The organism is Pseudomonas sp. Sample_22 (genome assembly GCF_004307635.1).
In the GTDB taxonomy this organism is placed as follows: Bacteria; Pseudomonadota; Gammaproteobacteria; order Pseudomonadales; family Pseudomonadaceae; genus Aquipseudomonas.
In genome coordinates, this window is sequence record NZ_RCNY01000081.1 from 241669 (window position 1) to 268640 (window position 26972).

General features: G+C 59.9%; 22 protein-coding genes. 5 read left to right on the forward strand and 17 right to left on the reverse strand.

Annotated elements, in window-relative coordinates; all coding sequences use genetic code 11:
- Window positions 1-35: 35 nt before the first annotated feature.
- Genes D8U73_RS20930 through D8U73_RS20940 form a run of 3 tightly spaced genes read left to right on the forward strand, consistent with a single transcriptional unit; the run spans window position 36 to window position 5511 of the window.
- Window positions 36-1280, forward strand: a complete 1245-nt coding sequence (locus tag D8U73_RS20930) for an exonuclease SbcCD subunit D C-terminal domain-containing protein (RefSeq protein WP_056855603.1) — start codon at window positions 36-38, stop codon at window positions 1278-1280.
- Entirely contained in the window at window positions 1277-4918 is a 3642-nt protein-coding gene (locus D8U73_RS20935) for an AAA family ATPase (protein ID WP_130905662.1), read from the forward strand. The genes D8U73_RS20930 and D8U73_RS20935 overlap by 4 nt, the downstream gene beginning before the upstream one ends.
- Window positions 4915-5511, forward strand: coding sequence for a glutathione S-transferase (locus D8U73_RS20940; protein ID WP_130905663.1), 597 nt, complete (start codon window positions 4915-4917; stop codon window positions 5509-5511). The genes D8U73_RS20935 and D8U73_RS20940 overlap by 4 nt, the downstream gene beginning before the upstream one ends.
- A 105-nt stretch (window positions 5512-5616) precedes the next feature.
- On the opposite strand, the gene D8U73_RS20945 is transcribed toward D8U73_RS20940, so the two are convergent.
- From D8U73_RS20945 to D8U73_RS20980, 9 genes are all read right to left on the reverse strand, one after another.
- Complete coding sequence (locus tag D8U73_RS20945; RefSeq protein WP_130905664.1) at window positions 5617-5874, reverse strand: hypothetical protein; 258 nt, start codon at window positions 5872-5874, stop codon at window positions 5617-5619.
- On the reverse strand, window positions 5871-6083 hold the full coding sequence (locus D8U73_RS20950) for a hypothetical protein (RefSeq protein WP_056855531.1): 213 nt from the start codon (window positions 6081-6083) through the stop codon (window positions 5871-5873). Before D8U73_RS20950 ends, D8U73_RS20945 begins: the two co-directional genes overlap by 4 nt.
- Before the next feature lie 115 nt (window positions 6084-6198).
- Entirely contained in the window at window positions 6199-6324 is a 126-nt protein-coding gene (locus D8U73_RS29690) for a hypothetical protein (RefSeq protein WP_256590244.1), read from the reverse strand.
- A 208-nt stretch (window positions 6325-6532) separates the two neighbouring features.
- On the reverse strand, window positions 6533-6712 hold the full coding sequence (locus D8U73_RS20955; protein WP_019650041.1) for a hypothetical protein: 180 nt from the start codon (window positions 6710-6712) through the stop codon (window positions 6533-6535).
- 155 nt (window positions 6713-6867) lie between these two features.
- Window positions 6868-8037: a lactonase family protein gene (locus D8U73_RS20960; RefSeq protein WP_130905665.1), complete on the reverse strand. Its 1170-nt coding sequence runs from the start codon at window positions 8035-8037 to the stop codon at window positions 6868-6870.
- On the reverse strand, window positions 8030-8368 hold the full coding sequence (locus D8U73_RS20965) for a DUF5629 family protein (protein ID WP_056855533.1): 339 nt from the start codon (window positions 8366-8368) through the stop codon (window positions 8030-8032). Before D8U73_RS20965 ends, D8U73_RS20960 begins: the two co-directional genes overlap by 8 nt.
- Before the next feature lie 130 nt (window positions 8369-8498).
- Window positions 8499-10079, reverse strand: a complete 1581-nt coding sequence (locus tag D8U73_RS20970; RefSeq protein ID WP_130905666.1) for an aldehyde dehydrogenase (NADP(+)) — start codon at window positions 10077-10079, stop codon at window positions 8499-8501.
- A 10-nt stretch (window positions 10080-10089) separates the two neighbouring features.
- Window positions 10090-11082 (reverse strand): AraD1 family protein, encoded by a 993-nt coding sequence (araD1, locus tag D8U73_RS20975; protein WP_130905667.1) that lies wholly within the window; start codon window positions 11080-11082, stop codon window positions 10090-10092.
- A gap of 152 nt (window positions 11083-11234) precedes the next feature.
- On the reverse strand, window positions 11235-12557 hold the full coding sequence (locus tag D8U73_RS20980; RefSeq protein ID WP_130905668.1) for an MFS transporter: 1323 nt from the start codon (window positions 12555-12557) through the stop codon (window positions 11235-11237).
- A 193-nt stretch (window positions 12558-12750) separates the two neighbouring features.
- Here D8U73_RS20980 and D8U73_RS20985 point away from each other — a divergent pair, with 193 nt between their 5' ends.
- Together D8U73_RS20985 and D8U73_RS20990 are read left to right on the forward strand one after the other, a co-directional pair.
- Entirely contained in the window at window positions 12751-14487 is a 1737-nt protein-coding gene (locus D8U73_RS20985; protein WP_075945160.1) for an IlvD/Edd family dehydratase, read from the forward strand.
- 197 nt (window positions 14488-14684) lie between these two features.
- Entirely contained in the window at window positions 14685-15404 is a 720-nt protein-coding gene (locus D8U73_RS20990; protein WP_056855538.1) for a FadR/GntR family transcriptional regulator, read from the forward strand.
- Between the two features lie 171 nt (window positions 15405-15575).
- Here the strand turns inward: D8U73_RS20990 and D8U73_RS20995 are convergent, their stop codons facing one another.
- From D8U73_RS20995 to D8U73_RS21040, 8 genes are all read right to left on the reverse strand, one after another.
- Window positions 15576-17960, reverse strand: a complete 2385-nt coding sequence (locus D8U73_RS20995; protein WP_056855539.1) for an RND family transporter — start codon at window positions 17958-17960, stop codon at window positions 15576-15578.
- A 28-nt stretch (window positions 17961-17988) separates the two neighbouring features.
- Window positions 17989-19041 (reverse strand): YCF48-related protein, encoded by a 1053-nt coding sequence (locus tag D8U73_RS21000; protein WP_130905669.1) that lies wholly within the window; start codon window positions 19039-19041, stop codon window positions 17989-17991.
- A 1400-nt stretch (window positions 19042-20441) separates the two neighbouring features.
- Window positions 20442-23099, reverse strand: coding sequence for an aminopeptidase N (gene pepN, locus D8U73_RS21015; protein WP_130905671.1), 2658 nt, complete (start codon window positions 23097-23099; stop codon window positions 20442-20444).
- A 10-nt stretch (window positions 23100-23109) separates the two neighbouring features.
- Window positions 23110-23940, reverse strand: a complete 831-nt coding sequence (locus D8U73_RS21020) for a DUF2797 domain-containing protein (RefSeq protein ID WP_130905672.1) — start codon at window positions 23938-23940, stop codon at window positions 23110-23112.
- On the reverse strand, window positions 23937-24197 hold the full coding sequence (locus tag D8U73_RS21025; protein WP_056855543.1) for a DUF1315 family protein: 261 nt from the start codon (window positions 24195-24197) through the stop codon (window positions 23937-23939). Before D8U73_RS21025 ends, D8U73_RS21020 begins: the two co-directional genes overlap by 4 nt.
- 31 nt (window positions 24198-24228) lie before the next feature.
- Window positions 24229-25098, reverse strand: a complete 870-nt coding sequence (locus tag D8U73_RS21030) for a rhomboid family intramembrane serine protease (protein ID WP_130905673.1) — start codon at window positions 25096-25098, stop codon at window positions 24229-24231.
- Entirely contained in the window at window positions 25095-26066 is a 972-nt protein-coding gene (locus D8U73_RS21035; protein ID WP_056855545.1) for a metallophosphoesterase, read from the reverse strand. The genes D8U73_RS21030 and D8U73_RS21035 overlap by 4 nt, the downstream gene beginning before the upstream one ends.
- Complete coding sequence (locus tag D8U73_RS21040) at window positions 26066-26956, reverse strand: NAD(+) kinase (protein WP_056855546.1); 891 nt, start codon at window positions 26954-26956, stop codon at window positions 26066-26068. Before D8U73_RS21040 ends, D8U73_RS21035 begins: the two co-directional genes overlap by 1 nt.
- Between the last annotated feature and the right edge of the window lie 16 nt (window positions 26957-26972).

Genomic DNA, 26972 nt, shown 5'->3' on the forward strand with positions numbered 1-26972 from the left:
CCTCACATGGCCACGGCTTCTGTATGGAATTTGTCATGCGCTTGTTTCACACCTCCGACTGGCACCTCGGGCAGAACCTGCACGGCCAGGATCGCGATTTCGAGCACGGTTGTTTTCTCGACTGGCTGCTGCGCCAGCTCAAACTGCAGCAACCGGATGTGCTGCTGATCGCCGGCGATATCTTCGATACGGTCAACCCACCGGTCAAAGCCCAGGAACGTCTTTACGACTTCATCGTCAGCGCCCACGAGCAGCAACCGTTGCTGACCATCGTGATGATTGCCGGCAACCACGATTCCGGTTCACGGATCGAATTGCCCGCGCCGTTGATGCGCCGTTTGCGCACTCATGCGTTGGGCCGCGTGTTGTGGCTGGACGACGGGCAACTCGACGCCGAACGTTTGCTGTTACCGCTGCCGAACGCAAAAGGTAAAACCGTCGCCTGGTGCCTGGCGCTACCGTTCTTGCGGCCTGCCGAAGTCACCGGCCCGCACTTGGGCGACAATTATCTGCGCGGCATCGGACAGGTTCATGAATGGCTGATCGAGGCAGCCAACGCCAAACGCAAGAAGGGCCAGGCGCTGATCGCCATCAGCCATGCGCACATGGCCGGCGGTTCGGTCTCGGAAGACTCCGAGCGCAGCCTGATCATCGGCAATGCCGAAGCCCTGCCCGCCAGCCTGTTTGGGCCGAGTATCAGCTACGTTGCCTTGGGCCACCTGCACAAACCGCAGAAGGTCAACGGTGAAGAACGTATTCGCTACAGCGGCTCGCCAATCCCGCTGTCGTTCTCCGAGATCGGCTATCAACACCAGATTCTCGACATCACGCTCGATGGCGAAACCCTGGTCAGCGTTGAACCGAGACTGATCCCCCGTGCGGTCAATCTGCAACGCATTGGCCCGGCGCCTCTGGCAGAAATCCTCCTGCAACTGGCCGATCTGCCCAATATCGATCTGCTGGCCGACTACCAACGCCAACCCTGGCTTGAAGTGCGGGTTCGTCTGGACGAGCCGCAGCCAGACCTGCGCAACCAAATCGAAACCGCGCTGCAAGGCAAGGCCGTGCGTCTGGTGCGAATCGCCGCCGAATACGCGGGTAACGGCAACCGCGAAGGCGCCGACGAGGGCGACGCCTTGATCGAGCTCGACCAGCTCACGCCTCAGGAACTGTTCCGCCGTGCCTGGCAGGACAGCTACGGCAGTGAGGTTGACGAACAAACGCTCAAAGACTTTGCCGAGCTATTGCAAGACGTACAGCTGGAGAGCGAACAACCATGAAGATCCTCGCGATCCGCCTGAAAAACCTTGCCTCCCTGGCCGGCCCGTTTGAAATCGATTTCACCGCCGAACCGTTGGCCAGCGCCGGTTTGTTCGCGATTACCGGACCGACCGGCGCCGGTAAAAGCACCTTGCTTGACGCCCTGTGCCTGGCCCTGTTCGGTGCCGTACCGCGCCTGAACAACACCGGACGCGACGCCAAGGTGCCCGATACCGATGGCGAAATCGGCACCGGTGACCCGCGCACCTTGCTGCGCCGTGGTACTGGCGAAGGCTATGCCGAAGTGGATTTCGTCGGGGTCGATGGTCGTCGCTACCGCGCACGCTGGGAGGCCAACCGCGCCCGGGAAAAGGCCGGTGGCAAGTTGCAAGCCAGCCGCCAGAGCCTGCGCGATATCGATCAGGATCAACTGCTGGCCAGCCAGAAAGGCGAATACAAAAGCCAGCTCGAAGCCGCCCTGGGCCTGAATTTCGAACAGTTCACCCGCGCCGTGCTGCTGGCGCAGAGCGAGTTCAGTGCCTTTCTCAAGGCCGATGACAACGACCGCAGCGAACTGCTGGAAAAGCTCACCGACACTGCGCTCTACACCCGCCTCGGTCGCCGCGCGTTCGACAAGGCCAAGGAAGCCCGCGAAGCCCACAAGCTGTTGCAGGATCAGGCCAGCGGTGTCACGCCGCTGTCTCCTGAAGACCGGGCCGAACTGGATTCGCGCTTCAACGCCGCCCAGCAACAATTGAAGCTGCAACAGGCACAGCTCAAACAACTGGAACAACAGCATGGCTGGCTCAAGGATTTGCGTCAGTTGCAAGATGCGCAGCAAGCCGCCGCCGAGCAACTGCACAGTGCGCAGCAAACGTGGGAAGCTCTGGCCGGCGAGCGCCTGAAACTCACGCGCCTTGAACAACTCGCCCCGCAACGTCACCAGTTCGCCCGCAAGACTGGACTCGATGCGCAACTGACGCCGCTGGCCGAACAAATTGCCGAGCACACTCGCCAGCACGGCGAGCTCACCCAGCGGCAGACGCAACTGGAGCAGGCGCTCGAGTCGGCAACAATTGCCCTGAGCCAAGCGCAGCAGCGACACAGCGAAAGCGCCCCGCTGTTGCGTCAGGCATTTGAAGAGCAAAGCACCCTCGCCCGCCTCGCCAGGGACACCGCCCTCAGCGCCGAAACCCGACAAGCTGCCGAGCAGGCCTGCACCGAAGGCCAGAGCGCGATTCAGGCGTTGCAGGAAAAACAGGTTCAGGTCGCCGAGCGCCTGCAAAAGATTGCCGCCGAGCTGGAACAAAGCGCCTCTCTGGCGCCGCTGAGCGATGCGTGGAATGCCTATCGCGACCGCTTGCAACAACTGATGTTGATCGGCAATCGCCTGAACAAGGGCCAGGCCGAACTGGCCAGCCTCGAACGGAGCGCCGCGCACAGCGCCCAAGCGCTGGCCGAGCAAAAGCAACAATTGGAAGTATTGTTCAAAGAGGCTGGCGCCGAGCCCGAAGCCGTCGCCGAGCAAATCGGCATCCTCGGCAATCTGCTGCAGGACAATCGTAAACAGCTGCGTGCCGTCGAAGACCTGACGCGGCTCTGGGCCAGTCAGCAAGCGCTGGAAAAACACGGCGCCGAGCTGCATCAGCGCCTGCTCGATGCGCAACTGGAGCGCGAGCGGTTGACTGAGGACGGGGTGAAGACCAAAGCCGAACTCAGCGTCGCCGAGCAAACCCTCAACGTCACCCGTGAACTGCTCGAGCGTCAGCGTCTGGCTCGCAGCGCCAGTGTCGAAGAGCTACGCACGCAGTTGCAGGATGACCAGCCGTGTCCGGTCTGTGGCAGCAACGAGCATCCGTATCATCAGCCGCAAGCCCTGCTGCAAAGCCTCGGCCGTCATGATGAATCCGAACAGGCCAGCGCGCAGCAAGCGGTGGATCGGCTCAAGGAAAAACTCACCGAGTTGCGCGCCGACGTCGGTGGCGTGATCGCCCGACAGAAAGAGCTGTTGCAACAACAGGAGCAATTGACCGCCCAGCTTCAGGCGCTGACGCCGAGCCTTGAAGCGCATCCGCTGGCAACCACGTTGCTCAATCAGGACGCCGACAAGCGCGACGCCTGGCTGGCCCGGCAAAACGAGCAATTGAACCAGAGCATCACCCAGGACGAGCAACGCCAGAGCGCCCTGCTCACCCTGCAACAGGACGCGGCGCGTCTGACCCAGCAACTGCGCAACGCCGAAACCGCGCATCAGCAAGCGGCGCAGCACCTGAGCGATCAACAACGGGAACTGAGCAGCGACCGTCAGCGACTCGATGAGGAACTCAGCGCGTTCGCCAGCCTGCTACCGGCAGACACCTTGGAAGCCCTGCGCGTCGAGCCTGCGGCGACCTTCCTGCAGCTGGATCGGCAAATTGCCGAGCGCCTGGCGCAAGCCGATCAGCACAAAGAAGAGTTGACCGAACAGCAGCAACGCCAGCAAATGCTGGAGAAGGAACAGGATCGCCAGCTAAGCCGCGCGCAACAGTTGCAAAGCGCCCAACAGCAATTCAACGCACTGGCCGCCCAGCAACAGGCCAGCGAGGCGAAACTCGCGCAACTGCTGGGTGAACACGGCAGCGCCGAGCACTGGCAGCAGCAGCTCGAACAGGCTGTGGAACAGGCGCGCAACGCCGAAAACTCAACGGCCCAGGCACTGCAGAACGTGCGCACGCAATGTGTGCAGATCGTTACGCAGTTGAAGGCACAACAGGAGCGTCAGCAGATCCTGGAGAACGAAGACCGCGAGCTGACGGGCAAAATCGCCGAGTGGCGTGCGCGTCATCCTGAGTTGGACGACGGCGGTCTCGAAGACCTGCTGCGTGTCGATGACACTCAGGTCAGCGAACTGCGTCAGCGCTTGCAGCACAACGAAAAAGCCGTTGAGCAGGCCAAGGTGCTGCTGCAGGAACGTGACCAGCGTCTGGCCGACCATCAAGCGCAGCACAACGGCAATCTCGATGCCGAACAACTCGCCAGCGCCCTCGCCGACCTGCAAGGTCAATTCAACCTCAGCGAGCAACAATGCGCCGAACTGCGCGCCGAGCAAGCTGAAGATCAGCGACGGCAGAATGCCAATCAGGCGCTGACCGAGCAAATTGCCAAGGCCTACGCCGAGTTCCAGCGCTGGGCGCGCCTGAATGCTCTGATCGGTTCCGCCACTGGCGACACGTTCCGGAAGATCGCCCAGGCCTACAACCTCGACCTGTTGGTGCACCACGCCAACGTGCAACTGCGGCAACTGGTGCGCCGTTATCGCCTCAAGCGTGGCGGCAGCATGCTCGGCCTGTTGGTGATGGACACCGAGATGGGTGACGAACTGCGCTCGGTGCATTCGCTGTCGGGTGGCGAAACTTTCCTGGTGTCGCTGGCCCTGGCGCTTGGGCTCGCCTCAATGGCTTCAAGTACCTTGAAAATCGAATCGCTGTTCATCGACGAAGGCTTCGGCAGTCTGGACCCCGAGTCGCTGCAACTGGCCATGGACGCGCTCGACGGCTTGCAGGCGCAAGGTCGCAAGGTTGCGGTGATTTCCCATGTGCAGGAAATGCATGAGCGCATTCCGGTGCAGATTCAGGTGCGCCGCCAAGGCAACGGTCTCAGCACGCTGGAGGTGAAATGAGTACGCTGTATTCGTTCCGACGTTGCCCATACGCCATGCGTGCGCGCATGGCCTTGCGCTACGCCGGTGTTGCCGTGGACATCGTCGAAGTGAGCCTGAAGGCCAAGCCGCCAGAGATGCTCGCGCTATCGAGCAAAGGCACGGTGCCGGTGCTCAGCGTCGGCGGCCAAGTGATCGAGGAAAGCCTGGACATCATGCGTTGGGCGTTGGCACAAAACGATCCGCAGGACTGGCTGCTCAAGGATGATCCGCAAGGGCAGTTGCGAGTCGCAGAGCTGATCGCGGAAAACGATCAGTCGTTCAAAATTCATCTCAATCGCTACAAGTACGCCGAACGCTACCCCGAGCAACCAATGGAAACCTATCGCGCCGAGGGCTCGCAGTTTTTGCACAAGCTGGATCAACTGCTGGAGCGTCGCGACTACTTGTTGGCGCAACACCCCAGCCTGGCCGATGTGGCGCTGATGCCGTTCATACGGCAATTCGCCCATGTCGATCGCGACTGGTTCGCGCAGACGCCGTATCGGCATTTACAGGCGTGGCTGCAACGGTTTCTGGAGTCAGACCTCTTCACTTCAATCATGAAGAAGTAACCGATACCTGTAGGAGCAAGGCTTGCCCGCGATGGGGCCGTCAAGGACGCAAAAAAACATCGCGGGCAAGCCTTGCTCCTACAAGGACGGTGGTGTTTCAAGGAATCAGGCCAATACTTCGCACATTCCGATCACCGAGCAATCGACCTGGAACGGCCCGAAAAAACTGCTCTCAGGTTCGACTGGCGGATTACCGGCCAGCAGGCCCATGCCCTTGGCGATCTCGATATTGCGCGCAATGTTGTGGTTAGCTTCGATGGCCCGCGCTACACCACCTATCGAACCTTGCCCGATCCCCAGCAAGGAAAATCCATTGGTGATGAAAGCCAGGAAGGCGATGACCAAGAGTTTGCATCTGTTCATGCTCCGCCGACTCCTGCGAGGTCAGCCTGATCGACCATCGCCTGTTGGGCGCGGTGTTCAAACTGGATACCAGGATGGGCGACCTGAATCGGCGCTTCGTAGGTTTGTTGTGACTGCGGCGAAAGACTGACAACCAGCACCATGACCAGGTAAAGACCGATAGCCACATAGGCGCCGCGTTTGGCGGAAGTGATGATTGCGTGGGCCATGATGAACTCCGTGGACATGTTTCAGAGTCCACAGATTCAATCAAAACAGCCCCAAGAACCAACGAGTCTCGTCTATACCAGATATCAACTTCGTTGATCATTAAGCCAGACTATCTCAGTCTTCAATAAAACTGATCATGCGCTCGCGGGCCGCGTCAGGTTCGCCGGAAATCGGCTCTGCCGCTGACAGAATCGGGGTCGAATAGAGAAACAGCAAAACCACGGCCAGACGCATCGCCATATTGTCGATCCTTTTCTTGGGAAGGAGTCAATAAATTCGCGCCAAATTTAAACCGCTGGCCAGATGATATCAAGCGATACCTTGATGGCAATTTGATGCTGTCGTAAATGCGTTATGCAGGAGCGACATCACTTCAGCGCTTTTCGAGTGGTGGAACCTCGATCGGCAAGTGACTTCGCTCCTGCATAAAGGCAGCAGAAAGGAAATTTCAGTGCTGGGTTTTGTGATCCAGCGCGGCGTAGAAGTTAGCGCTTTGTTGCAAGTATTTCTGGGTGTAGCTCTGGGTGTGGGATTTTTTGTCGCTGATTTCAACGTTGGCGCTGGCTGGCAGAGCCACGGTGGCAGAGATGGCGGACGCGGCGATTACGGAGAAGAGATTGAAGTTCATGCTGTATTCCTCGAAGTCAGTTGGCTTGCATGCCCGGTGGGGCCGTGAAGCAAACTTAACCCTCGAAGAACGAGGCCTTGAAATGCTTTGTAGCATTACCACATATCAGCCTCATTGATAGAAAGACGCAGGCCCCGCAAACCGGGGCCTGCGGCCTATTGTCGCAGCAAAAACCTGAGGTCGCTCGGGGCGTCCATCGGCAGTTTTTGTACGGTCTTGCCCAGCAAACCGGTGTTGGCATCGCGTTCGAGGACGACAATCTGGTTACTTTTCTGGTTGGCGATCAGCACGAACTTGCCGCTTGGATCGAGGCTGAATTCACGCGGATGATCGCCCTCCACCGCTCGGCGTTGCAGCTCCTTGAGATGGCCGGTCGCCGGGTCGATGGCGAACACCAGCAACTGATTGGCGGTGCCACGGTTACTGACGTAGAGGAATTTGCCGTCGGCCGAGCTGTGCAGCGCAGCAGCGGCTTTGTCGGTAACCGGCTGACCGGCTGCCAGCTCAACGAGCTGCGTTTGTTCAAGCTTGCCATCGCGGTAGTCGAACACGGCGACCTGGGCGCTCATTTCCATGGTCAACCAAGCGTGGTTGCCATCGGCGCTGAACAGCAGATGCCGCGGACCGCTACCGGGCGGTAGCTGGACGAAAGCTGGCGTGGCCGGGGTCAACGGCAGTTGCGGATTGGCCTTTGGGTCGAAACGGTAGACAAAAACCTTGTCCGCACCCAGGTCATTGGAGAACACGAACTTGCCATCGGGCGATGGAACCGTCGAATGCACGTGCGCTGACATCTGCCGCTCGGCATTGACCCGACTGGCCGGGTGACTGCTCATCTGCACCACGGGCTTGAGCGCGCCATCAGCGCCGATCGGCAACACCGCCAGGGTCCCGCCCGGGTCTTCGGCCACCGAATAATTGCTGACGAACAAATGGCTGGCATCGTTGCTCAAGCTCGAATGCGTCGGCTCATTGCCCAGGCTCTGCACCTGATTGATCAGGCTCAGTGCCTGGCTTTTCGGGTCAATCGAGTAGCTGCTGACACGCCCAACCGGATCTTTCTGGCCCGGGCCGTTTTCGTTGACCACAAACAGGTGCCGCTGATCCTTGGAAAGGGTCAGCCACGACGGGTTTTCGCTTTGAATGACTTGCACGGGCCTGGCGGCGATCTGCCCGGTTGCGCTGTCAAAATTGAGCCGGTAAATGCCTTGGCTCTGACCACCGGTGTACGAACCCACGAGCAATTGATAATCATCGGCCCACGTTGCCTGAACGCCCATCGCGCCCATGCTGCCGGCGATTAACAGTGGCCACAGCTTATTCATCCGCAGGTTCATCGTCGTCGTTGTCGCCACTGACGACATCGCCGAGGCACACCAGTCGGTGTTCGCCGTTGTTATCGCTGATCAGCCAGCTTTGCAGTGTGGCGTCGAACGTCGCGGCCTGGATCTGCGCCGGGGTGAACTCCCAGTGCAACGCATTGCGGCCATCCATGCATTCGATGTGCAGATTGTCGTCCTCATCGAGGGCGAATTCGAAGGCATGCAGCCCATCGATTTCCACCATCCCGCAGTGTTCGAGGGCGTTGAGCAAGGTGTCGGTTGCAGCTGTCATGGCAGTCGATCTTTGAATGGGAAAAACGCAATGATAGCTCATGCACTTGATGATTGTTCCACACAAACCTGTGGGAGCGGGCTTGCCCGCGATGACGGTATGTCAGCCAACAATTGCGTTGACTGATACACCGTCATCGCGAGCAAGCTCGCTCCCACAGGGAACCCGGTCGTTAGATGGCCTCGCGCGATGGCTTGCCATCCACCAGCCGCTGAATGCGCAACGGATTGGCATTTTTCAGGGCATCCGGCAGCAGGTTGTCCGGGTAGTTCTGGAAACATACCGGGCGCAGGAAACGATCGATCGCCAGGGTGCCCACCGACGTGCCGCGGGCATCCGAGGTCGCCGGATACGGCCCGCCATGGACCATCGAATCACACACTTCGACCCCGGTCGGATAGCCATTGAGCAGGATTCGACCGACCTTCAGTTCCAGCAACGCCGTCAGTTCGCTGAACTGCTGGAAGTCCGCCTGTTCGCCGATGATGGTCGCTGTCAGTTGACCGTGCAGGCCGTTCAACGCAGCGCTCAGCTGCGCTTGATCCGCCACTTCGACGACGACGGTGGTCGGCCCGAACACTTCCTCCTGCAGTACTTCATCGCCGTTGATCAACAAACTGACATCAGCCTTGAACAACTGGGGTTGCGCCCGGCGTCCCTGCTGCGGTTGACCCGTCAGTTGCTCGATGCCCGGATGATCGAGGAGCTTTTGCAGGCCTTTGCCGTAGCTGGCCAGCGTCCCGGCATTGAGCATGGTTTGCGCCGGTTGATCCGCCATCACATCGGCCAGCAGTTTTTGGAACGCGCTGAACTGAGGCGAGCGAATACCAATCACTAACCCCGGATTGGTGCAGAACTGGCCGCAACCTTGCACTACCGAGGCCGCCAGCTCACGGGCAATGGTCTCGGTACGCACCTGCAACGCCTCGGGCAGGAGGATAACCGGGTTGATGCTCGACATTTCGGCGAACACCGGAATCGGTTGAGGGCGCGCCGCGGCCATATCGCACAATGCCCGACCGCCCTTGAGCGACCCGGTAAAGCCCACCGCCTGAATCGCCGGGTGCTTGACCAGCGCTTCGCCGACCCCACCGCCATAAATCATGTTGAACACACCGGCCGGCATCGAGGTTTTTTCCGCCGCCCGGATGATCGCGTCAGCGACGTGCTCGGCCGTTGCCATGTGGCCACTGTGGGCCTTGAACACCACCGGGCAACCGGCAGCCAATGCCGACGCGGTGTCGCCACCGGCAGTCGAGAACGCCAAGGGAAAATTACTGGCGCCGAATACCGCCACCGGGCCAAGACCGATACGGTACTGGCGCAGGTCGGGACGCGGCAGCGGTTGACGGTCCGGCAGTGCCTTGTCGATACGCGCACCGTAGAAATCGCCGCGACGCAGCACGTTGGCGAACAGACGCATCTGGCCACTGGTGCGGCCCCGTTCGCCAATGATCCGCGCTGCCGGCAGTGCCGTTTCGCGGCAAACCAGAGAGACGAAATCATCACCCAGCGCATCCAGCTCAGAGGCAATCGCGTCCAGGAACTGCGCGCGCCGCTCTGCGCTCAAGCTGCGGTAACCCGGGAACGCGGCAGCGGCAGCCTTGGCGGCTGCATCGACTTCCTCCGGTGTGGCCTGGATAAAATCATGGGGCAATGCCTCGCCGGTTTCGGCGTCGACACTCTGCAGTTTGATGTTGCCCAACGCACTGCGCTGGCCGCCGATGTAGTTGTGACCAAGAATCAGGGACATTCAATATTCCTCAAAGTGTGCCAACGGTGCCGGGCTCGAACGCTGCTGCAACCGGTGCGATGCCATTGATCAGCGGCGCGCCGAATTCAGCCTGGCTGATCTCGAACACATCCCCCGGTTGCGTGCGCACGCCATCGGCGAACGACAGCGTTGCAGTGCCGAAGAAGTGAATGTGCACATCCCCCGGGCGCAGGAATTGGCTGTATTTGAAATGGTGGAACTCAAGGTTCGCCAGGCTGTGGCACATGTTGGCTTCGCCGCTGAGGAACTCGTTCTGCCACAGGACTTCGCCGTCGCGCAGGATTCGGCTGGTGCCGGCCAGATGCTGGGGCAATTCACCGACCCGCAACTCCGGACCATAACTGCAACTGCGCAGTTTCGAGTGGGCCAGATAAAGGTAATTCTTGCGCTCCATGACGTGATCGGAGAATTCGTTGCCCACGGCGAAACCGAGGCGATACGGTTTGCCGTCATGGCCGATGACATACAGGCCGCTGAGTTCCGGTTCCTCACCGGCGTCTTCGGCAAACGGCGGCAACGGGAATGGCTGGCCGGGACGCACAACGATGCTGCCGTCGCCCTTGTAGAACCATTCCGGTTGTACACCCGCCTGACCTGCGGCGGGTTTACCGCCCTCCACGCCCCACTTGAAAATGCGCATGGTGTCGGTCATCGCCGCTTCGTCACCGGCCTGCTGGTGCATCTTGTCCCGGGCCGAGGCGCTGCCCAAGTGGGTCAGGCCGGTGCCGCTGACCAGCATGTGCGCAGGGTCCGGGTGATCCAGCGGTGGCAGGATGCGCAGTTGTGTCAGCAGTTGCGCGTAATCGTGGCTGATCCCCAGGCCCAAGGCTAGTACTTGTTGCTCAAGGCCAACGCCTGCCTCGATAGCCGCCAGGGCCAGGTCGCGAACGGTGCGGGCGTCTTGCACTTCGCACACCAGGCCATCCTCGACCACACCAACGCGGCGTTCGCCGTTACTTAATTCGAATTGAACCAAACGCATGAAATTTCTCCTGTTATTCCAAACACTTCAGTTCCCTGTGGGAGCGGGCTTACCCGCGATGACGGCTGCACATTCAACATTGATGTGCCAGATCAATTGCTATCGCGGGCAAGCCCGCTCCCACAGGGATGGTGGTGATTTCCGGTTTTGTGTCAGGTACGGGTCGCGCCACGTGCACTGGCCGCAAACTCATCCGTCGGCAGCACATGCTTGCGCTCCAGCAACCGATAAACCACGCCAGTCAAGATCAGCCCGAACACCATCACGCACGACAGGAAATACAGGCCGGAAGCCAGGTTGCCGGTGTATTCCTTGAGCGCACCAATGACGAACGGGCCGATGTAGCCGCCGAGGTTGCCCACCGAGTTGATCAGCGCAATCCCCGCCGCCGCACTGGCACCGGCGAAGAACCGGCCCGGCAAGGTCCAGAACACCGCCGTACAGGAGAACAGCGCGAACGCCACCAGGCACAGTGCTGCCAGTTGCAGCACTGGCACCGACAGCCAGGCACTGAGGAACAGGCCGATGGCGCCCAGTACATAGAGCACCGCCAGATGGCCATAGCGATCATTCAATCGGTCGGAACTGCGCGGAATGATCAACAGGCCGATGATCCCGAAAATGTACGGCACCGATGACACGAACCCGGTCACCAGATCGCTGCCGCCGAACTGCTTGATCAACGTCGGCAACCACAAACCGAGGCCATAAATGCTCAAGGTCACCGGCAGGTAGAACAGCGCCAACAGCAACACGCGCTTGTCCTTGAGCGCGTGCAAAGGATTGCCGTGACGGGTCTGGCCGTACGCTTCGAGGTCTTTTTTCAGTTCGCCGGTCAGCCAGTCCTTTTCCGCCTGGTCCATCCACTTCACTTGCTGAGGGCCGTCAGGCAACCAGCGCAACACGGGCCAGGTCAGCAGGATCGCCGGGGCGCCGATAACGATGAACAGCCACTGCCAGCCGTGCAGCCCAAGCACACCGTCCATGCCCAACAAGCCGCCGGACACGGGACCGGTGATCATCATGGCAATGGGTTGGGACAGGATGAACAGCCCGAGGATCTTGCCGCGATGGCGAACCGGGAACCACTGGGTGATGTAGTACAGAACGCCAGGGAAGAAACCCGCTTCGGCGGCACCGAGCAAAAACCGCATGACGTAGAAGCTGTTCGGCCCTTGTACGAACGCCATGCCAATGGTGATTGCACCCCAGGTGACCATGATCCGCGCAAACCAGCGCCGCGCGCCGAAGCGGTCGAGCATCAGGTTGCTGGGGATTTCCAGCAGGAAGTAACCAATGAAGAACAGCCCTGCACCGAGACCGTAGGCCGCGTCGCCCAGACCGATGTCGGCGCCCATGTGCAATTTGGCGAAGCCCACTGCGGAGCGATCCACATAGGCGATCAGGTACAGCAGGATCAGGAAGGGAATCAGTTTCAGCGTGATGCGACGAATAAGCCGCAGTTCCTGGCTCATGAGATCGGTCTCCGATTGTTGTTTTTATAGAACCTCGGGGGACGCCTCTCGCGACAAATCGCCAGGACCATCCCTCCGCTGAAAATGACTATATAGTAATACTATTTACTCAACAACACTTCCAAAGCGGCGAATTTGAGCTTATGTTACGCCTCAGCTCGAACAATATAGTCATACAATAAGAGAATCGATCATGTCTGATAAGAAACCCACCCTGCGCTCCGCCCAATGGTTTGGCACCGCCGACAAGAACGGCTTCATGTACCGCAGCTGGATGAAGAATCAGGGCATCGCCGACCACCAGTTCCACGGCAAGCCGATCATCGGCATCTGCAATACCTGGTCGGAACTGACCCCATGCAACGCGCATTTCCGCCAGATCGCGGAACACGTCAAACGCGGGGTGATCGAGGCCGGGGGCTTCCCGGTGGAATTCCCGGTGTTCTCCAACGGCGAATCCAACCTGCGCCCGACCGCCATGCTCACCCGCAACCTGGCGAGCATGGACGTTGAAGAAGCGATTCGCGGCAACCCGATTGACGGTGTGGTGCTGTTGACCGGTTGCGACAAGACTACCCCTGCATTACTGATGGGCGCCGCCAGTTGCGACGTGCCGGCCATCGTCGTCACCGGCGGGCCGATGCTCAACGGCAAACACAAGGGCAAGGACATCGGCTCGGGCACGGTGGTCTGGCAGCTCAGCGAACAGGTCAAGGCTGGCACCATCACCATTGACGACTTCCTTGCAGCCGAGGGCGGCATGTCCCGCTCGGCCGGCACCTGCAACACCATGGGCACCGCCTCGACCATGGCCTGCATGGCGGAAGCCCTCGGTACTTCCCTGCCCCACAACGCCGCGATTCCGGCCGTGGATGCACGCCGTTATGTGCTGGCGCACATGTCCGGCATGCGCGCGGTGGAGATGGTCCGCGAAGACCTGAAACTGTCGAAGATCCTGACCAAGGAAGCCTTCGAAAACGCTATTCGTGTGAACGCGGCCATTGGTGGCTCGACCAACGCGGTGATCCATTTGAAAGCCATCGCCGGGCGCATCGGCGTGGAACTGGATCTGGACGACTGGACCCGCATCGGTCGCGGCATGCCGACCATCGTCGACCTGCAACCGTCCGGGCGCTTCCTGATGGAAGAGTTCTACTACGCCGGCGGTCTGCCTGCGGTACTGCGTCGCCTCGGCGAGGCCAACCTGATCCCCAACCCGAATGCTTTGACCGTGAACGGCAAGTCCATTGGCGAGAACACCAAGGATGCGCCGATCTATGGCGAAGACGAAGTGATTCGCACCCTCGACAACCCGATCCGTGCCGACGGCGGTATCTGCGTGCTGCGCGGCAACCTGGCGCCACTGGGCGCGGTACTCAAGCCGTCCGCCGCGACGCCTGAATTGATGCAGCATCGTGGACGCGCCGTGGTGTTCGAGAATTTCGACATGTACAAGGCGCGGATCAACGACCCGGAGCTGGACGTGGATGCCAACTCGATTCTGGTCATGAAGAATTGCGGGCCGAAGGGTTATCCGGGCATGGCTGAAGTCGGCAACATGGGCTTGCCGGCCAAGTTGCTGGCTCAGGGCGTGACCGACATGGTGCGCATTTCCGATGCACGCATGAGTGGCACCGCGTATGGCACCGTGGTCCTGCACGTTGCCCCTGAAGCCGCTGCGGGCGGTCCGTTGGCGACGGTAAAAGAAGGCGACTGGATCGAGCTCGACTGCGCCAGCGGCCGGCTGCACCTGGACATCCCGGATGCGGAACTGGCCGCACGCATGGCCGACCTGCAACCACCGCAGCAATTGCTGGTAGGCGGTTACCGTCAGCTGTACATCGACCATGTGTTGCAGGCTGATCAAGGCTGCGACTTCGACTTCCTGGTCGGCTGCCGCGGAGCCGAAGTACCGCGTCATTCTCACTGACCCCTCTCCACCGATCGTTCCCACGCTCCGCGTGGGAATGACTCAACGGACGCTCCGCGTTCGGCTGTTGACTTGGGACGCAGAGCGTCCCTGGCTGCATTCCCACGCGGAGCGTGGGAACGATCAATCCGCCTCAAGATTGTGTCGTGCCTGCTATCATGCGCAGCACCTCCACGCACAGGACCGCGCCACTCCCCATGGATTACCGCAAACCCTCCGACCGCAAAAGCATGCACTCGCGTATCGTCCAGGAATTGGGCATGCAGATCGTCTCCGGACGCTTCCTGCCAGACGACAAACTGCCCGCAGAGGCGTTGCTGTGTGAAGAATATGCGGTCAGTCGGCCAGTCCTGCGTGAAGCCACACGGGTGCTGGTTGCCAAGGGTCTGGTGTACTCCCGCCCGCGAGTGGGCACCGTGGTCAAACCACGTCGGGAATGGCACATGCTCGACCCGGACGTGTTGCATTGGCTGATGCAAAGCAGCCCGCAAAATGAATTCTTCAATCTGTTGACCAGTGTACGCAGCATCATCGAACCGGCGGCCGCCGCCCTCGCCGCGCAGTTCGCCACCGACGACGACATCGCCGCGATCGGCGAAGCCTACCAACGCATGGAAACCGCGCCGACGCCTGAAGCCTTGCTGCAACCGGACCTGGATTTCCACAGCCGCATTGCCGACGCTACCCACAACGACTTGCTGGCCAACCTGTGCAACATGCTGTCGGTGGCCATCGCCGAGGCCTTGAAGCATTCCAACCAACGCCCGAACCTGCATGAACTGGCGTTGCCACGGCACAAGGCGATTCTCACCGCCATCGAAAACCGCGACGCCCTGGGTGCGCGGCATGCGACGCTGGTGCAGCTGGATGATGCGCGCAGTGCGTTGAATGTCGTGCTGGGTAGCGATCCCACCTGACCACCACTATTCCTGTGGGAGCTGGCTTGCCAGCGATGGCGGCTTATCAGTTACATCATCGTTCAATGTTAAACCGCAATCGCTGGCAAGCCAGCTCCCACAGGAAGTGTGTCGATCTTCAGATGCAAAAAAGCCGCAACCAGGGTTGCGGCTTTTTCATTGCAGCGTGAATCAGTGAGCGAACAACGAATTGCCCTTCTGCCCTGCCAGTTTCTCCGGCTTGATCAGGAATCGCGCCAGTGCCGGCAACAGCCACAGCGCACCGAACATGTTCCACAGCAACATGAAGGTCAGCATCAGACCCATGTCGGCCTGGAACTTGATAGCCGAGAAGATCCAGGTGCACACGCCGATGGCCAGGCACAGGCCGGTGAACAATACGGCTTTACCGGTGGATTTCAGAGTCTGGTAATAGGCTTCCTGCAACGGCAGACCGGCACGCAGGAAACTTTCCAGACGGCTGTAGATGTAGATGCCGTAGTCCACACCAATCCCCACCCCGAGCGCCACCACTGGCAGGGTCGCCACTTTCACGCCGATGCCCATGAATGCCATCAGGGCGTTGCCGAGCACCGAGGTCAGCACCAGCGGCAGCACGATGCACAAGGTCGCCGCCCAGGAACGGAAGGTGATCATGCACATGACCGCTACGCAGATGTACACCAGGATCAGGATGGTCAACTCGGACTTCTTGATCACTTCGTTGGTGGCAGCCTCGATCCCGGCGTTACCGGCAGCCAGGATGAACTCCAGGTTCTCGGTGTTGTGTTCCTTGGCGAAGTCCTGCACGGCGTGGACCGCGCGATCCAGGGTTTCAGCCTTGTGATCGTTGAGGAACACCAGCACCGGTGCCAGCGAGCAACTGTTGTTGTACAGGCCATCGGCCCGGGCAATCGAGTTGTTCAGCACGTCCGGGTTGCGCGACAGGGTTTCCCACTTGAGGTTGCCTTCGTTCATGCCCTTGATCATTTGCTTGGACACGGTCACCAGGGAAATCGCCGACTGCACGCCCTCGGTGTTCTGCATCTTCCACATCAGCTCGTCGATCGGCGCCATGGCTTCGTAGCGTGAGCAGCCTTCGGACTTGGTCTTGACCATCACCACCAACACGTCAGAGCTGGTGGAATAGTTGTTGATGATGAAGTTGTTGTCCTTGTTGTAGCGCGAGTCCGGACGCAGCTCCGGCGCACCCTGGTCGAGGTCACCGATTTTCAGGTTCTGGCTGTACCAGAGGCCGCCGCCGAACGCGATCAGTGCCAGCGCGATGGATACTGGTGCGACTTTCGGGCTGGCGAAGTTCGACAGCAAGCGCCAGAACGGATGTTCGCGAGTCGCATCTTTCTTGCTGCGCGCAACTGCGCGCTTGCTGATGCCGACATAGGAAATCGCTACCGGCAACAGGATCAGGTTGGTGAACACGATCACCGCCACACCGATGGAAGCACCGATGGCCAGCTCGCGAATCACGCCGATATCAATGATCAGCAGCGTGATGAAGCCCACGGCATCGGCGAGGATCGCGATCATCCCGGGCAGGAACAGCTGGCGGAAAGTCCGGCGCGCTGCGGTCAGGGCGTTGTCCGCCTCACTGGATTGCAGGGCGATGCCGTTGATTTTCTGCACGCCGTGGGAAATACCGATGGCGAAGATCAGGAACGGCACCAGCATCGAATAAGGATCAAGACCGAAACCGAAGAAGTGCATCAGGCCCAATTGCCAGACCACCGCCACCAGCGTCGTACTCAACACCGCCACGGTACTGCGCATGCAGTTGGTGAACCAGTAGAGCAGGATCAGGGTAATGACAAACGCGACCCCGAAGAACATCACCACCATCACCAGGCCATCGATCAGGTCACCGACCTTCTTGGCGAAACCGACGATGTGGATCTTGATGTTGGGGTTCTGCGCTTCGAACTTGTTGCGGATCTTGTCTTCAAGCTCATGGGAGAACTTGCGATAGTCCAGGGCCAGCAACTTGCCCTGGTCCTGCGGGTCCGGATAGGCCTCCAGCAACGGGATGTCGACGATGCTCGACTTGAAGTCGTTGGCCACCAGGCGACCGACCTGCCCGGACTTGAGGACGTTGTTGCGCAGCATGTCGAGGCTGGCCTGGGAGCCGTTATAGCTCTGCGGGATCACTTCACCCCCGGCAAAGCCCTCCTCAGTCACTTCGGTCCAGCGTACGCTCGGACTCCACAGCGACTTGAGGCCGGAACGGTCAACGCCGGAAATGTAGAACACTTCGTCGTTGATCTGGCGCAGGGTCTCCATGTATTCCTTGGAGAAGATGTCGCCATCGGTGGCTTCCACCGAGATCCGCACGGTGTTGCCCAGGTTCGCCAGATCGTTGCGATGCTCCATCATCTTCTGGATGAAGGGGTGCTCGAGCGGGATCATTTTTTCGAAGCTGGTGGACGGACGAATCAGCGTCGCCTGCCAGAACAGGAAAATACTGACCAACAGGCAGATGAAGATCACTGCCGGGCGGTTGTTGAAGATCAGGCGCTCAAGGAGTGTCGCCTTTTCCTGGTGATGAGTACTCAAGGAAGTCATAGCTGCGCCTTCTTATTATTAACCTGGCTCATTTGCCCGACTCGGTGCCGTTCGGCGAAGTGACGCGAACGCCACCCTGTCCTGCCAGAACCAGATTGCCATTGCCTGCCGCCGTGACCGCCGAGACGGAAATACGATCCGCGCGGTTGACCACTTTGAAGGTTTCACCATCGTCGCTGCTGCGAATCACCGAACCGCCGTTACCGACAATCACGATGGAGCCGTCTTCGAGCAGCGTGCCGCCGGACAGACCGAACTCCAGATCGCCGCGCTCAGCCTTCAACTCGATCTGTTCCCAGTTGCTACCGAAATCGGTCGAGCGATACAGATTGCCACGCAGGCCATACGCCAAGAGGGTAGAAGGTTGCGCGGTGCCGATCACACCAAACAGCGAGCCTTCGTAAGGGCCTTCAAGTTTTTCCCAGGTCTGGCCCCAGTCGGCGGAGCGGAACATGCTGCCCTGCTCACCGACGATGAACAGACCGGAATCCTTGACGGCGGCGATGGCGTTGAGGTGGAACTGGTCTTCGTTGTCCAGGCGATCACTGACGTCTTCCCAGTGCTTGCCGCCATCGCTGGTTTCCAGCAATGCGCCGTAAGCGCCTACGGCAAAACCTTTGTTGACGTCCTGAAACCAGACGTCGAGCAATGGCGACTCACGCTTGAGGTCTTCGAATTGCTTGGTCCAGGTGACACCGCCGTCCTCGCTGGCGAGGATCTGTGCATCATGGCCGACCGCCCAGCCGTGCTGGTCATCGACGAAAAACACCGAGGTCAGCAATGCCCGGGTCGGGACCTTGGCTTGCATCCAGGTAGCACCCTGGTCATCAGAATACAGAATATGCCCACGATCCCCGACCGCCACCAGGCGCTTGCCAGCGTGGACGACATCGAGCATCAGGCTTTTGCTGGCCTTGGCCGATTCAATGGAATAAACAACGTCGGATGCCGGCGCAGCCGCGGCCAGCACAGGTGCTGACAGCATGGCAGCGCCCAACAGCGAGAGCGCTGTAGCCAGCAACGCGAATTTGCGTAATGCCAGCGGGCGGCAGATACCCACACCCATGACAGGCTCACTCATAGACCTTCCCCCATTATTATTGTTAGGTCATTCAACCTTTCTGGGCGCCGCAAGGGTGCTGACCGGGATTACCTGTTTCAGAGCATAGACCTGAAACCCGCAATCCAGAGCCCCTTCGGAAGCTGGCTTATCCTATCGGTGTTTTCGAAGGGCTGACAATCGACGGCACGTTATGTTTTGTTAACCGCAGGGGTGGTTGTTTTTTCTGAATGGTGGGGTATCAGGTGGGGTGATTGGGTGTTTTTGGTCGGAGTACATATCCGTTGCTGCGATAACGGCGGCTTATGTTTGGTTGTGTACATATCCGTTGCTGCGGTAACGGCGACTTATGGTTTCGCTCTTACAGCGAGTCCCTTTTTCAAACGCCAAAAAGGAACCAAAAGGCTTTGCCCCGGCGTACGGCACCTCGCTGGGGCTCGGTGTTCCCTCGCTACGGTGTCCATCCGGGGGCATCGCCTACGGTCTGCTTCGCGACGACCTCCTCTCGATGTGTGCGGCTTCGCCGCACGGCGCTACGCGCCCCCCCCCAGATGAACACCTACGCTCGGCCTGCCGAAGGGGCAAAAGATCAAGAGCCGAAGCGAGGCGGCCTACCGGCCGGCCTGATAGGTTGGGTTGGGCATTGATTCTCCCCTGTAGGAGCCAGCCCTGCTGGCGATGGTCGTTAACGATGACGTGCCCTGTCTGGATGATCAGGGTGTCTGGGCGTTTTTCGCGAGCAGGCTCGCTCCTGCAATGGGATTGATGGCATATGGTGGAGGTTTGTTGGCTGGCAGGTCGTCATCGCTGGCAAGCCAGCTCCCACAGGGGAGGAGTACATCTGGCAAGAATTGGTTGGCTGTGAGACCGTCATCGCCAGCAGGCTGGCTCCTACAATGGGATTGGGGGCATCTGGTAGAGATTGGTCGGCTGGCAGGCGGTCATCGCTGGCAAGCCAGCTCCCACAGAAGAGCAAGAGCAAAAGCAAAAGCAAAAGCAAAAGCAAAAGCAGAACGCCATACAACCGCCGTTGCTTCTAACCACTCAACAGGCCGAGCGTTAGCTCGCCTGCAGCTTTTGATCTTGATTCACCCGCCCCATCGGCAGGCTGAGTGGAGGCGTTCATCCGGGGGTGGGCGCGTAGCGCCGTGCGGCGAAGCCGCACACATCGAGAGGAGGTCGTCGCGAAGCAGACCGGAGGCGATGCCCCCGGATGAATGCCGGAGCGAAGGTACCCCGAGCCCCAGCGAGGGGCCGTACGTCAGGGGCGAGCGTTTTTTGCTTACTTTTTTAGGCGCTTGTAAAAAAGTGAGTCGCCGTAAGGGCGAAACCATAAGTGGCCGTTACCGAAGCAACGGATATACACAAAAAACAACCCAGAACCTGGTCGACCCAAAGGCCGCCAAGGTCAAGATCCAACATCAAGCCAAACTCTTGCTCACCACCTCAAACACATCACTGGACAACTGCCCCGAATTCAAAATCCGCTCCAGCTCGCCCTTCATCAACGCCTGACGCGCATTGTCATACTTGCGCCAGCGAGTCAAAGGCGCCAACTGGCGAGAAGCAATCTGCGGATTGAAGCCGTTCAACTCGATCACCAGATCCGCCAGGAAGCGATACCCGGAACCATCCGCCGCATGGAAATTGATCAGGTTCTGCCCGGCAAACGCACCGATCAACGCCCGCACCTTGTTCGGGTTCTTGATGTTGAACGCCGGGTGCTGCATCAATGCCTTGACCCGCTCCAGCCCGCCCGGCAACGTACTGCCGGCCTGGACACTGAACCACTGATCCATGACCAACGGATTGTCCTTGAAGTGCTCGGCGAAGCTCGCCAGTGCCTTGGCTTTTTGCTCTTCGAAGGGCGAGTTGACCAACACCGCGAGGGCGGTCAGGCGTTCGGTCATGTTGTCGCACGCGGCGAACTGCTCCAGTGTCGCGGCCAATACTTCTGGCTTGCCGCTGAGCATCAGGTACGACAGCGCGATGTTCTGCAAGGCACGGCGGGCGAAATGTTCGGCTTCGGCCACATACGGGGTTTGCTTGGACAAGTCGCGGTTGGCCTGATAACGCAGCCACAAGGCCTCGAACAGCGCATCCGCCAACTGCTTGCGGGCAAACTCGCGGGCGGTGTGGATGGCGTCTACATCGGCCACTTCACTGATTTCGGCCAAATAAGCTTCGCTTGGCAGCGAAAGCATTTCGGCGACCATCGCCTGATCCAGCGACTCATCGGACAGCACGGTACGCAAGGCTGAAACCAGACGCTGATCCAGCACCAGCGCTTCGCCCTTCTGTTGCTGGGCGATCAATTCCTGCAACACCTGCACCGACAATTGCTGGCCGGCATCCCAGCGGTTGAAACCGTCGCTGTCGTGCTGCATGAGGAACATCAGCTGATCGCGGCTGTACGGGAAGCTCAGTTTCACCGGGGCCGAAAAGCCGCGTAGCAGCGATGGCAGCGGCTGTTCGGCGATGTCGACGAAGGTGAATGTCTGCTCGGCTTCGGTCACCGAGATCACCCGCGAGGTGCCTTGCGCCGACGCTTCACCAGCCAGACGCAGGGCTATTTCAGCACCCTTGCTGTCCAGCAGACCGAGCTCCACCGGGATCACGAACGGCAGTTTTTCGACCTTGTCCGGAGTCTGCGGGCAGCTCTGGCGGAAGGTCAGGCTGTAGGTTTTTGCTGCAGCGTCGTAGGACTCGCTCACTGCCAGTCGTGGCGTGCCCGCCTGGCTGTACCAGCGCTTGAACTGGGTCAGGTCCACGCCGTTGGCGTCTTCCATGGCCTTGATGAAGTCGTCGCAGGTCACGGCCTGGCCGTCGTGGCGCTCAAAGTACAGGTCGCTGCCTTTACGGAAGCCTTCGGCGCCAAGCAAGGTATGGATCATGCCGACCACTTCCGAACCCTTTTCGTACACGGTCAGGGTATAGAAGTTGGAAATCTCGATGAAGCTGTCCGGGCGCACGGCGTGAGCCATGGGGCCGGCGTCTTCGGCGAACTGGTGGGTACGCAGGTACGCCACGTCCTGGATGCGCTTGACCGTCGCCGAGTTCATGTCGGCGGAGAAATGCGAATCGCGGAATACGGTAAAGCCTTCCTTGAGCGACAACTGGAACCAATCGCGGCAGGTCACGCGGTTGCCCGACCAGTTGTGGAAATATTCGTGGGCGACGATCGCTTCGACCCGCTGATGCGCGGCGTCGGTGGCGGTTTCGGCGCGGGCCAGCACGGCGCTGGAGTTGAAGATGTTGAGACCTTTGTTCTCCATGGCGCCCATGTTGAAGTCGTTCACAGCGACGATCATGAAGATGTCCAGGTCGTACTCGCGACCGTAGACCTCTTCGTCCCAGCGCATGGACTTCTTCAGGCTGTTCATGGCGTGCTGGCATTTGTCGATGTTTTCCGGCTCGACATAAATGCGCAGCGCCACGGTGCGCTCGGTCATGGTGGTGAAGGTGTCTTCGACGCACCACAAATCACCCGCCACCAACGCGAACAGGTACGCCGGCTTCATGAACGGGTCTTCCCAGGTCGCCCAGTGCCGGCCATCTTCGCCGGGGCCGCTGGCAATCGGATTGCCGTTGGACAGCAGCACCGGATAACTGTGCTGCTCGGCGACCACGGTGGTGGTGAACTTGCTCATCACGTCCGGGCGGTCGAGGTAATAGGTGATCTTGCGGAAACCTTCGGCTTCGCACTGGGTGCAGAACATCGTGCCGGACTTGTACAGGCCTTCCAGCGCGGTATTGGTTTCAGGATGGATCTTGACGCTGGTATCGACCGTGAAGGTAGCGCTGGTCGGGTGCAGGGTCAGGTGATTGTCGGTCAGTTGATATTGCGCCGCTGTAAGCGCCTGATCGGCCAGCGTGACCGATAGCAGTTCCAGTTGCTGGCCATCCAGCACCAGCGGCGGCAGGCCCGGACCGCGTTCGGGGTTGCGGCGCATCACCAGTTGCGCGTGGACCAGGCTGTGGTCCTCGAACAACTCGAAGGTCAGGTGCGTTTCGTCAATCAGGTACTCAGGGGCCTGATAGTCCTTGAGGTAGATCATCTTCGGTTGTTCGGTGCGCATGCTGGAGTCCTTAACTATGCACGGCGAGCTGGTAGGCCGTGTACTTACGAATATTGATCACGCCGGTGTCGAAGATCAGGTATTGGCCTTTGATCCCCATCAGCGTGCCTTCGGCAATCGGATTCTTGTCCAGGTTGAAGCTGACGATTTTCGCCGGATACTGCTCGACCGGAAAGCGGATTTCGAGCGGTTCGACGTCGGCAATCGTCTGGATCGCCTGTAGGCCGAATCGTTCCTGCAATCCTTGCAGGCCCTCGGCGCAGCGATCGAACAACTGGTCACGGATCTGTGGCAGGTCCACCGATATTGCATCGCCCTTGAGCAAAGCACGCCAGTTGGTCTTGTCCGCTACCTGGCTGCGGAACAGGTCTTCGACGAAGCCCGATTGCTGGCGTGTGGAAACCCGCATGATCGGCAACGCCTGGCTGGCACCCTGATCGATCCAGCGGGTCGGCAACTGGGTAGCGCGGGTGATGCCGACCTTTACCCCGGATGAATTCGACAGGTAGACGATGTGATCGGTCATGCAGAACTTCTCGCCCCACTCCGGCTCCCGGCAGGTGCCGGCGTCGAAATGACAGCGCTCGGGGCTCATGATGCACACGTCACACTGGGCCAGTTTGGTCATGCACGGGTAACAGTACCCCTGGCTGAAACTGGTTTTGGTCTTGCGTCCGCAATGGGTGCAGTGGATCGCTCCCAGATATTCCAGGCGCACAGTGGTGCCGATCAAAGGGTTGACCGGAACCTCTGCGTCGCCCAGACGAAATGCGTATTGCACGTTCGGCCCGTCCAGGCGCGCCGACATTTTGCTGATTGCACCGCGGCCAATCTCGATCAATGGATGGCATCCGACTTGAACAGGATGTTGGGCACTTGAATCGACTTGGAGCTGCATTCTTGCGGACCCATGTAGCCAGTACGCTCTTCCTCGGGCAGATTCTGGATTTCCCAGGCGATCATCGCTTGCAGCGACAGTTCGCGTTGCTCGGCGGTGAGCTTGCCACCGTCGGACCATTTACCGATTTCCACCGCCAGCTTCAGGCTCTGGTAGATGTCCGGGGTGATGTTCTTGATCATTTCGTTAAAAGAGGACATTGGGTCTCCGCGTTCTCTATACACAACGGTTTCAGACGGTCAGTTTACGGCGGTTGTACAAACCACCCAACAAACCGGTCAAGCATCCGACGAGCAACCCGCTGACGTGGGCCGCGTTGGCGATTTCGCCGAAGCCGATCATCGAGACCAGCCCGGACAGGCACAGCAGCAACCACACCAGCATCATCGCCAGCACGCCACGGGGCAGGCGGTAAGCGGCGTTCGGCGACAGCAACTGGAAGATCCAGCAATGCCCCAGCAGACCGTAAAGCACCCCGGACAATCCGCCGAACAGGGTCGGGCCGCTGAAAACAAACTGAACGTAGTTGGAGACGAGGCTGAACAGCAGGGTCAGCCCGACCAGGTTGATGCTGCCCTGGCGCGATTCGATGCGTCGTCCCAGCTCCCAGTACCACATGCCGTTCATGGCCAGGTGCAAAATGCCGAAGTGGATCAGCATCGGCGTCACCAGTCGCCACCACTGCCCCGCCGCCAGGCTGTCAGCCAGGGGCACGAAATGGATGTATTCGCCGACGACGCGGAAATCGAGGAAGGTCAGCCAGCGCAGCGTATCGAGATTGTCGCCGAGCAACGTGATCGCACCGACGATCAGACTCAGGATCAGCACCAGCGCCGTGGCTTTTGCGTGGCGAACCTGCTCGGCGAACCCCGGACGCTTTCGGGTTTGCGCCGGCTGGATGTCCAGTTGTTGATCGGGGTCGCCCGCCGGGAAGCGTTCGTAGAGCGCACGGACGTCTTCGCTGATGTTCTGCGGCACCCACAACACCTGCTCACCGGACTCTTCGCTGACCCGATGCGGCACCTGCATGCGTTCCAGCAATTTGACGAAGCCGCTCAGGTCTACCGCCAGGGGCAGACGCAACACCGCTACTGCACTCATCGCAGAACCTCTGGCCGCTCGACATCGACCCAGACGAATTTATGCGGATCGAGCCGCGTTTCCTGATCCAGCCGATAGGCGACCAGTTTGCCGTAGAGCACGGCACTGTAATCCAGGCACGCCAGGTTCGGGCGGATCGGTGCCGGTTTACCGCTGCGCCAATAATGTCCGACGAACAGCAACGGTTCATCGATGCCGTAACGCAGCAGCATGTTTTTCTCGGTCGAAGACAGCGGTGTGCGGGCCACCGGGTCCGGCAAGGCGTCAGGCTGGAAGACGATGTCGCCGTAGGTTTGCGGATCGTCTTCCCAGAACTTGGTACGGAAGAACGACCGCACCAGACCATCGCCGCTGGTCATGGTCAGGCCGTCAGGCAGGCGCATGTCGGTGCCGCGCAGCAAGCGGTCGAAAACGGTGCAGGCAAATGAGCCCGACTGGGCCGAAGCCTGGAGGAAGTGCTCGTCGATACAGCCATCGGGAAACAACTGGCGCAAAGGTTCAATCAGCCCGGCATCCCAGCAGGCATGCACCACCCGGAAACGCCCGGCATCGACGAACAGCGGCAGCTCATAGAACCATTGCTGGAAGTCATGCCAGTCGCCGGGATGATGTTCGAACTGGGTCAGGGTTTCCTGAAGCAGCCGGGCATGGCGCGGCGTGTGCTCGCGCACGAACTGCTTGCCACTGCCGGGCAGTGCCGGCGTGACCCAGCCCAGCGCGTTGAACTCGTGGTTGCCCATGATGCACAGCGCCTGCCCGGCCTCGACCATGTCGTGGACGATGTGCAACGCCTCGCGAATTCGCGGGCCACGGTCGATGATGTCGCCGACGAACACCGCCATGCGCGACGCATGGCGCCAGACGCCACCGTGCTTGTGATAACCGAGCCGGTCGAGCAAGTGCTCAAGGGTCATTGCGCAACCGTGCACGTCACCGATCAGGTCGTAGCTACGCGCGGGATCGAGCATCAGTCGCCTCCACCACCCAACTTGCTGCCCCAGCCGAGCTTGGTCCGGCAGACTTCGTAGTAGTTGTGGTCGAGCGGATGAATCAACCGCAGCTTCTGGGCTTTCTTGCTGACGGTGATGGTGTCGCCGGGCGCACAGGTAAAGTGGTTCTGCCCGTCACACGAGACTTGCGGGTAAATCTGCATATCCTTGGACACGACGATTTTCAGCTCACTGTTGCCATCGACCACAATTGGCCGACCCGACAAGGTATGGGGGTACATCGGCACGATTACAATGGCGTCGAGCTTGGGATGCATGATCGGCCCGCCGGCAGACAGCGCGTAGGCGGTGGAACCGGTCGGCGTGGCGACGATCAGGCCGTCGGCCTTCTGGCTGCAGACGAACTGGCCGTCGATGTACAGCTCGAACTCGATCATCCGCGTGGATTTGCCGGGGTGCAGCACCACGTCGTTCAGCGCATCACCCTGGCCGATAGCCTCGGCATGCCGGCGAACTTCAGCCTGCAACAGGAAGCGGTTCTCCACCAGATAGTGGCCATCGAGCACTTCGGCGACCTTGAGTTCCAGCTCGTCAGGGCGGATATCGGTCAGGAAACCAAGACTGCCCCGGTTGATCCCCAGTACCGGAATATTGTGCTTGGCCAACGCCCGGGCGGCACCGAGCAGGCTGCCGTCACCGCCCACCACAATCACCATGTCACAGACTTCACCGAGCATCTTGCGCGACGAGGTTTGCAGGCCGTGACCCGGCAGGACTTCGGCAATGGTGTCTTCGAGGATCACGTGCAGGTGACGATCGAGCAGAAACCGTTTCAGTCGGCGGACGGTATCCAGCACCTGGGAACTGCCCAGGCGACCGATGATGCCGATATTGCGAAATTGCTCCATGGGGCTCCTGCTGGGA